At 65.2% G+C, this 7,263-nt stretch carries 8 protein-coding genes and 1 tRNA gene; 4 read left to right on the plus strand and 5 right to left on the minus strand.

Annotated elements, in window-relative coordinates; translation table 11 throughout:
- The 5 genes from DM995_RS09100 to mutY form a co-directional block, all read right to left on the minus strand.
- Window positions 1-901 (minus strand): tyrosine-type recombinase/integrase (locus tag DM995_RS09100; RefSeq protein ID WP_116969219.1); only part of this gene is annotated, 901 nt, incomplete at its 3' end.
- A gap of 166 nt (window positions 902-1,067) precedes the next feature.
- Window positions 1,068-1,141 (minus strand) — tRNA-Gly (locus DM995_RS09105).
- Between the two features lie 107 nt (window positions 1,142-1,248).
- Complete coding sequence (gene nudC / locus DM995_RS09110) at window positions 1,249-2,133, minus strand: NAD(+) diphosphatase (RefSeq protein ID WP_116969220.1); 885 nt, start codon at window positions 2,131-2,133, stop codon at window positions 1,249-1,251.
- Window positions 2,134-2,153: 20 nt separating this feature from the next.
- The gene (locus DM995_RS09115; RefSeq protein WP_116969221.1) at window positions 2,154-2,840 is read right to left on the minus strand and encodes a serine hydrolase domain-containing protein; all 687 of its coding nucleotides are present in this window, start codon (window positions 2,838-2,840) and stop codon (window positions 2,154-2,156) included.
- A 45-nt stretch (window positions 2,841-2,885) separates the two neighbouring features.
- The gene (gene mutY / locus DM995_RS09120) at window positions 2,886-3,983 is read right to left on the minus strand and encodes an A/G-specific adenine glycosylase (protein ID WP_116969222.1); all 1,098 of its coding nucleotides are present in this window, start codon (window positions 3,981-3,983) and stop codon (window positions 2,886-2,888) included.
- Window positions 3,984-4,012: 29 nt separating this feature from the next.
- On the opposite strand from mutY, the gene DM995_RS09125 reads away from it, so the two are divergent.
- The 4 genes from DM995_RS09125 to DM995_RS22265 all read left to right on the plus strand — a co-directional run.
- Complete coding sequence (locus DM995_RS09125) at window positions 4,013-4,612, plus strand: DUF721 domain-containing protein (protein ID WP_232824237.1); 600 nt, start codon at window positions 4,013-4,015, stop codon at window positions 4,610-4,612.
- Entirely contained in the window at window positions 4,609-5,331 is a 723-nt protein-coding gene (locus DM995_RS09130) for a DsbA family protein (protein ID WP_023839010.1), read from the plus strand. Before DM995_RS09125 ends, DM995_RS09130 begins: the two co-directional genes overlap by 4 nt.
- A 194-nt stretch (window positions 5,332-5,525) precedes the next feature.
- A complete protein-coding gene (locus DM995_RS09135) occupies window positions 5,526-6,272 on the plus strand; it encodes a thioredoxin domain-containing protein (RefSeq protein WP_116969224.1) in 747 nt (248 codons plus the stop codon).
- 120 nt (window positions 6,273-6,392) lie between these two features.
- Window positions 6,393-7,263: AAA family ATPase (locus tag DM995_RS22265; RefSeq protein ID WP_232824239.1), on the plus strand; the 871-nt coding region annotated here is incomplete at its 3' end.

Below are 7,263 nucleotides of genomic sequence, written 5' to 3' on the forward strand. Positions count from 1 at the left end.
CTGCGTCATGCTCGATCTGGCGCAAGATTTCCAAAGCCTGGCGTGACAGGGGCACGGCGTGAGGCCTTCGCATCTTCATCTTGTGCGCAGGAATCGTCCAAACCTTGCGACTAAAGTCGAACTCAGCCCATTCAGCATGCCGGAGCTCGCCAGGGCGAACAAAAACGTTTGCGAGGAATTGCATCGCGATCCGAGTAAGAACGTCGCCCTCGTAGCCTTCAATTGAGCGCAGCAAGGCTCCTGCTTCGTTAGGCGTGGTAATTGCAGCACGGTGTACAACCTTGGGCGTCACCAGCGCGCCACGAAGATCAGCGCACACATCGCGCTCGGCCCGCGCAGTTGCGATCGCGAAACGGAAAATCTGGCTGCAGGTGGTCCGTACGCTGGTGGCGGTATAGAACCGCTTGGTCCGTTCGATTTTCTTGAGCGCCACCAGAACCTCATGGGCAGTGATCTTTGAGATCGGTCGCCGCCCGATGGTGGGCGTCACCAGACTAAGCTGCCACTCGTACTTCTTGATCGATGCTGCCGCCCTATCCTCGAGCCTGACCTTCTCCAACCATTCGGCGGCCACCAATTCGAAGGAGTTGGACGCCGCAACGCTATCGGCGATTTTGTCCAGCTTGGCCTGGTCGACGGGGTCGATACCGTCCGCGATCAGCCGCCGGGCCTCAATGAGGCGCTGCCTGGCTTCTGCCAGACTGACTTCAGGGTAGCGACCGAACGACACCGTCCGCTGGCTGCCGAAATGGCGGTAGTTCATCCGCCAATATTTAGTACCGCTGGGCTTCACCAGCAGGTACATTCCATCCCGGTCAGATAGCTTATAATCGGTGGTTTTGGGCTTCGCGCGAGCAACTGTTGCCGCTGTAAGCCCGGGTTTTCTAGCACTTCCAGCCATTGTGATGGACCTCTCACCAGCAAGTTTGGCTGCAGGTCCATCAAAAACCCCATCAAATGGGCAATGTGTAGGGGAACATTACTGGAACTGCTAAGAAAGCATATCACAAAAAAGCGCTGTAAAACAGCTGCTTACGAGCCGTTTTCGGACCCCCTGAGAGAGGCCTTGGAGCGGGTAGCGGGAATCGAACCCGCCTAGCCAGCTTGGAAGGCTGGAGCTTTACCACTAAGCTATACCCGCGCGCCTGGCGCCGTGTGGCGTGGTCGGGCGCACATGCCATTGGATGCGGGGCGCGTCAATATCTGCTGTGTGCTTCCGCGCTCGGCCGAGCCCCTCCGTCCGCGCGGCTATTGCTGCGACAGCCAGTGCTTGAGCAGATCGTGCGCGATCGCGAAGGGCGGCGGTGCGATGAACGGGGCGCTTTCGTCGCCCGCCATGGCGGCGCGGACTTCCGCAGCGCTGAACCAGCCCGCTTCCTCGATCTCGGTGGTGTCGAGCGTGAGTTCGTCGCTCAGCGCCTCGCTAGTGCACGCGATCATCAGCGATGACGGGAACGGCCAGGGCTGGCTGGCGACATAGCGCACGTTCCTTACGCGCACGCCCGCCTCCTCCCACAGCTCGCGCGCGACCGCCTCCTCGATGCCCTCGCCCGGCTCGACGAAACCGGCGAGCGCCGAGAAGCGGCGCGGCGGAAAGCGCGGCTGGCGGCCGAGCAGAACCTTGCCCCGATATTCGGAGAGCATGATCGTCACCGGATCGACGCGCGGGAAATGCTCTGCGCCGCAGCCGGTGCAGGTGCGCGACCAGCCACCCTTGCTCATCGCGCTGGCCGCACCGCACAGCGAGCAGAAGCGGTGCCGCGCATGCCAGTCGACCAGCGTCCGCGCGCCGCCATAGAGCGCGAGCTCATCGGCGGGGAGCCCGGCGAGCATCTGCCAGACACGCGGATTGTAGTTGAGCCCCGATCCGCGCTCCCCGCGCTTCAGCTCGGCAAAATGCGCCTTCTCGTCGATCAGGCCGAGAAAGATGAACTCGCTGTCGGGCGCGGCATCGGCGAGGCTGCGCCAGACCAGCCTTCCTTCGAAATCGACCGCGGGGTCGAGCCCGTTGAGGCTGAGGACCTTGGCCTTCCAGTTCATGTATCCGGCCAGCCGGTCCGGATCGACGCGCACCTGGTCGGCGCGGTCGATGCGATTGCCGGTCAAGGCCGGAGCGATCAGCGAAAGACTCATGTCGTGCCCCCGGCCTTCGCTCAGCCCATCGCCTGGAGCTGGTCATAGACCATCTTGGGGAATTCGCGCTGGAAGGGATAGGTTTCTGCCGGCATGTACTGGGTAAAGCCCGACGCGCGGAAGCCGCGGATATGGTCGACAAAGCTGACCGCGGCGGGCGAGATGCCGAGCTTGTTATATTCGTCGAGCAGCGGCCCCTTGGTGACGATATTGTACCCCAGCCCCGCCGTGTGCGTCATCAGATGGCGCGGGGTGATCATTGTCTTCGCGGGGACCGAATCGAGCGACTTGGCCGGGTCGGTCAGCACCTTCATGTTCGCGAATTCCGGGATGAAATCGGCGATCGGCTGGTCGAGCTTGAGCTTGCCCTGTTCGACCAGCATCATCGCGGCCATGCCGGTGATCGGCTTGGTCATCGAATAGACACGCCAGAGCGAATTGGCATCGACCGGGGTCGGGATATCGAGCGCCAGATTGCCCGCGCCGACCAGCGCAGCCGGCTGCGCGCCGAAGCCGATCGACACCAGCATGCCTGCCACCTTCTTGCTGGCGACATAGTCCTCGACCTGCTTGCGGATCAGGTTGAAATCGCCGCTCGCCATCGCGCGCGCATAGCCGGGCATCGCGGCGAACAGGCCGAGCAGGCCCGCCGAACCCAGCATGTGGCGGCGGTTCATCTGCGGCATCTGGCTCAAAAGCTTCGACATGTGTTTCTCCCGTTGATCGGATCTGCGCCTATCGCGAGCCCGGCTTTATCGATGCTGAATGGCGACGGAAGCCGCCCTGGCGAACAGCGTGGGAAGCCCCGCTTCCGCAATCCGTTCCACCGGCCACCAGATGCCATTCAGGTTTTCAATGGCAACCTTATCGATTTGAGGGCCGCGATAAAGCGCCAATGCGAGCTCGAGCGAAAAATGCGTGAACACATGCGTCACCGCCGCATCGATGACCCGCCACTGGCCGGTAATGGGCGGCTGCCCGCTTCCGTCGCGTCCTGCGACCCAGCCATCGTCGGGCAGCGCGCGCATGCCGCCGAGCATGCCCTTGCCAGGACGCTGGACGAGCATCACCTGCCCGTCCTGTTCGATCCAGAAGGCGGTGCCGGTGCGCTGCGGCTTGGCCTTTTTGGGCGGCTTGACCGGCAGCGATTCGGCGATGCCCTGCGCGCGCGCTTCGCAGTGCGGCGCCAGCGGGCAGAGCAGGCACGATGGGTTGCGCACGGTGCAAATGGTCGCGCCCAGATCCATCATCGCCTGGGCAAAGTCGCCGGGAAGCTCGCGCGGAGTGATCTCGGCGGTGCGCTTGCGGATTTCGGGACGGGCTGCGGGGAGCGGTGTGGTGATCGCGAAGAGCCGCGCGACCACCCGCTCGACATTGGCATCGACCACCGCCGCGGGTTGGTCAAAGGCGATCGCGGCGATAGCCGCGGCGGTATAGTCGCCAATCCCCGGCAAGCCGCGCAGGCCTGCCTCGGTCTCGGGAAAACGCCCGCCATGCTCGTTCGCCACCACGTTGGCGCAGGCGATAAGGTTGCGCGCGCGAGCATAATAGCCGAGCCCCGCCCAGGCGGCGAGCACGTCCTCCTGCGGCGCGGCGGCCAGCGCCTCGACCGTCGGCCAGCGCGTCGTGAACCGTTCGAAATAGCCGGTCACCGCCGCGACCGTGGTCTGCTGCAGCATGACCTCGGACAGCCAGACGCGATACGGATCGGGCGTCACCCCTGCCCTGCGCGTGGCGGGCGAGACGCGCCAGGGCAGATCACGCGCATGCATATCATAATGCTCGAGCAGCGCCGCAGCGATCGCGCCGGTGCCGGTTTCCACAATATCATCGCGACACTCGACGGACATGGGGCGGCTATGCCATGGTCGCGCGCGAAATGGAAAGCGATAAGCCCGTCACCACCCGGCCGCGCAAGGCGGCGCAGCCTGCTGCCCCTCCACGGCGCAGGCGGGGCGGCGATGCGCGCGGCATAGCCGACCTGATTTCGTCGATCGGCGAGACCAGCTTTCGCAAGTTCGGCTTCATCCAGAGCTCGCTGGTCAGCCGCTGGGCCGAGATTGCCGGGCCGCGCTATGCCGCGATGGCGAGCCCCGAATCGATCGCCTTCGCGCGCGGCAAGAAGGCGGATGGCACGCTGCATCTGGTCGTGACCAGCGCGACCGCGATCTTCATGCAGCATGCCGAGCCCGAGATCATCGCGCGGGTGAACCGCTTTTTCGGTTATGCGGCGGTGGCGCGCGTTCGATATCGCCACGGAACGCTGACGCCCCACATCGCGCCCGCCGATGGCCTCAAGCCGATTGCCGATCCCGAATTGCAGACCGTGCTCGAATCGCTCGCGCGCAGCCTCGAGGAAAAGGAGGCGCGCGAGGCGGCAGCCAAGGCTCCACGGCCAGCCCCGGTTCAGCTAAGGAGCGACAATCTGAAACCCGTGCGCCTGTTTGCGCCGCCCTTGCCTGATGAGGTTGATCGATGATTGCGCCTTTGCGCCCGCTTCTTGCCGTTTCCGCCATCGCGCTCGCCGCCGCCGCGAGCCTGTTCGCCGTATCGCCCGGCACCGCGCAGAAAGCCGCCGCACCTGCCGACTGGTCGAACCGGGTGAGCCAGAGCCAGGTTGGCGGGCATGTTCTGGGCAACCCTGCCGCGACCCAGAAGATCGTCGAGTACATGAGCTATACCTGCCCGCATTGCGCGGCGTTTGAGCAGGAATCGAACCCCGCGCTGGCCGACGGCTTCATCGCCAAGGGCAAGACCAGCCTGGAAGTGCGCAATTTCATCCGCGATCCGCTCGACATGACCGTCGCACTGCTGGCGCGCTGCGGCGAACCGCGCAGCTTCTTCCGTCGCCATCACGGCCTGCTCGCCAGCCAGCGCACCTGGATGACCAAGGCCGGCAGCCTGGGCCGCGAAGGCCAGGCGGCCTGGTATCAGGGCGACATCAATGCCCGATTGAAGCGCATTGCCAGCGATCTCGGCCTGTATGACGAGCTGCGTCGGCATGCACCGCTGGCCACCAATGCCCAGATCGATGCGTGCCTTGCCAACAAGACCGAACAGGGCAAGGTGCTGGCAATGACCAAGTTCGCCGGCGAAACGGTGAAGATCGAGGGTACGCCCAGCTTCACCATCAACGGCAAGCTGCAGCCCAATGTCTACGACTGGAAAAGTCTGGAACCGCTGCTGGCCAGCCGCTAGAGCGTGCATTGGAGATAACCGGTAGGAAAATCCTCCCCTGCAAGCGGAGGTGGCAGCCCAAAGGGCTGGCGGAGGGGTGTCCGCGGTGCTGCCAGGGTGATACCCCTCCACCATCCTGACGGATGGTTCCCCTCCCCTTGCAGGGGAGGAATTGATGACCGATCGACCTGTTTTATCGCAAGGACCAAGCCTGTATGAAGCGTTTTGCCAGCCTGATCGCCCTGCCCCTGATGCTCTCCGTCGCCGCGTGCAGCGGCGAGGCCGACAAGACCGCGGAAGGCGCCACCTCCGGCGAACCGATCGCCGCGATTCCCGCGCCTGCCGGCAAGAACTGGACCGAGACGGTGACCAAGACCGACAAGGGCTATTATGTGATGGGCAACCCCGATGCGCCGATCAAGCTGGTCGAATATGCCTCGCTGACCTGCAGCCATTGCGCCGAATTCGCCGAACAGGCGTTCGAGACGATCCGCGACAAATATGTCGCCAGCGGCCGGGTCAGCTTCGAGTTGCGCAATTTCGTCCGCGAGCCGCTCGATCTCACCGCGTCGATGCTGACCCGGTGCGGCCCCAACGAGAGCTATTTCGCGCTGACCGAGCAGGTCCTCGCCAATCAGGAGGACATCTTCACCAAGGCGCAGGCCATGGGCCAGCAGCGTTTCGAGGCGGCGCTCGCCATGCCCGACAATCAGCGCTTCGTCGCGCTGGCCGACGGCACCGGCCTGATCGATTTCTTCGCCCAGCGCGGCATCTCGCGCGATCAGGCCATGCAGTGCCTGACCAATGTCGAAACCGCGCAGGCGCTGGCCGAGGCGACCAATATCGCCACCAAGGAAGACGAGATCCAGGGCACGCCGACCTTCTTCCTCAACGGTCGCAAGGTCGAATTTACCGGCTGGCCGGCGCTGGAAACCGAGATTCAGGCGATGGGGGCACGCTGACCCCGGCTTTCCGAAAGGGGTTGAATGGACCAAGGGGGGTTGACGGCTGACAGCACCGATCAGGGGGAAACCTCTGGTCCCGCCCCTGCTGCGCCCGTTGCTCCTTCCTTCACCGCCCCAATGCGCTTCAAGCGGCTGAAGCTCAGCGGATTCAAGAGCTTTGTCGAACCTGCCGAACTGCGGATCGAACCCGGGCTGACCGGGATCGTCGGGCCCAATGGCTGCGGCAAGTCCAACCTGCTCGAGGCGATCCGCTGGGTCATGGGTGAAAGCTCGGCCAAGTCGATGCGCGGCGGCGGCATGGAGGACGTCATCTTCGCGGGCACCGCCACCCGCCCGGCGCGCAATTTCGCCGAGGTCGCGCTGCTCACCGAGGTCAGCCAGCCTGTGCTCGCGGCGGTCTCGGTCGAGGATGGCGAGCTCGAGGTCGTCCGCCGGATCGAGCGCGGCGCGGGCAGCGCCTATCGCGCCAATGGCCGCGACGTGCGCGCCAAAGATGTCGCGCTGCTCTTTGCCGATGCCGCCACCGGCGCGCACAGCCCGGCTCTGGTCAGCCAAGGGCGGATCGCCGCCGTGATCTCGGCGCGCCCGGTCGAGCGGCGCCAGATGCTCGAAGAGGCCGCGGGAATCGCGGGCCTCCATGTCCGCCGCAAGGATGCCGAGCAGAAGCTGCGCGCGACCGAAGCCAATCTCGAGCGCCTGCAACAGGTGCTGACCGACATGGAGGCGCGCGCGGCCAATCTGGCGCGCCAGGCCAAGGCGGCGGAACGCTACCGCGCGCTCAGCCACCAGATTGCGGTGGCCGAGGCGCGCGCGCTGTTCGCCCGCTGGCGCACGGCGGCCGAGGCGGCGAAGCAGGCGCGTGCAGAAGCCGCAGCGGCCGAGGCGGCTGTCGCTGCGGCCAAGACGGCGCAGCATGAGGCGCAGACCGGGCAGCGCAGCGCGATCGAGACGCTGGCCGAAACCCGCGCCGCGCTGCAGTCGGCGCGCG

Source organism: Blastomonas sp. UPD001 (assembly GCF_003426715.1).
In the GTDB taxonomy this organism is placed as follows: Bacteria; Pseudomonadota; Alphaproteobacteria; order Sphingomonadales; family Sphingomonadaceae; genus Blastomonas.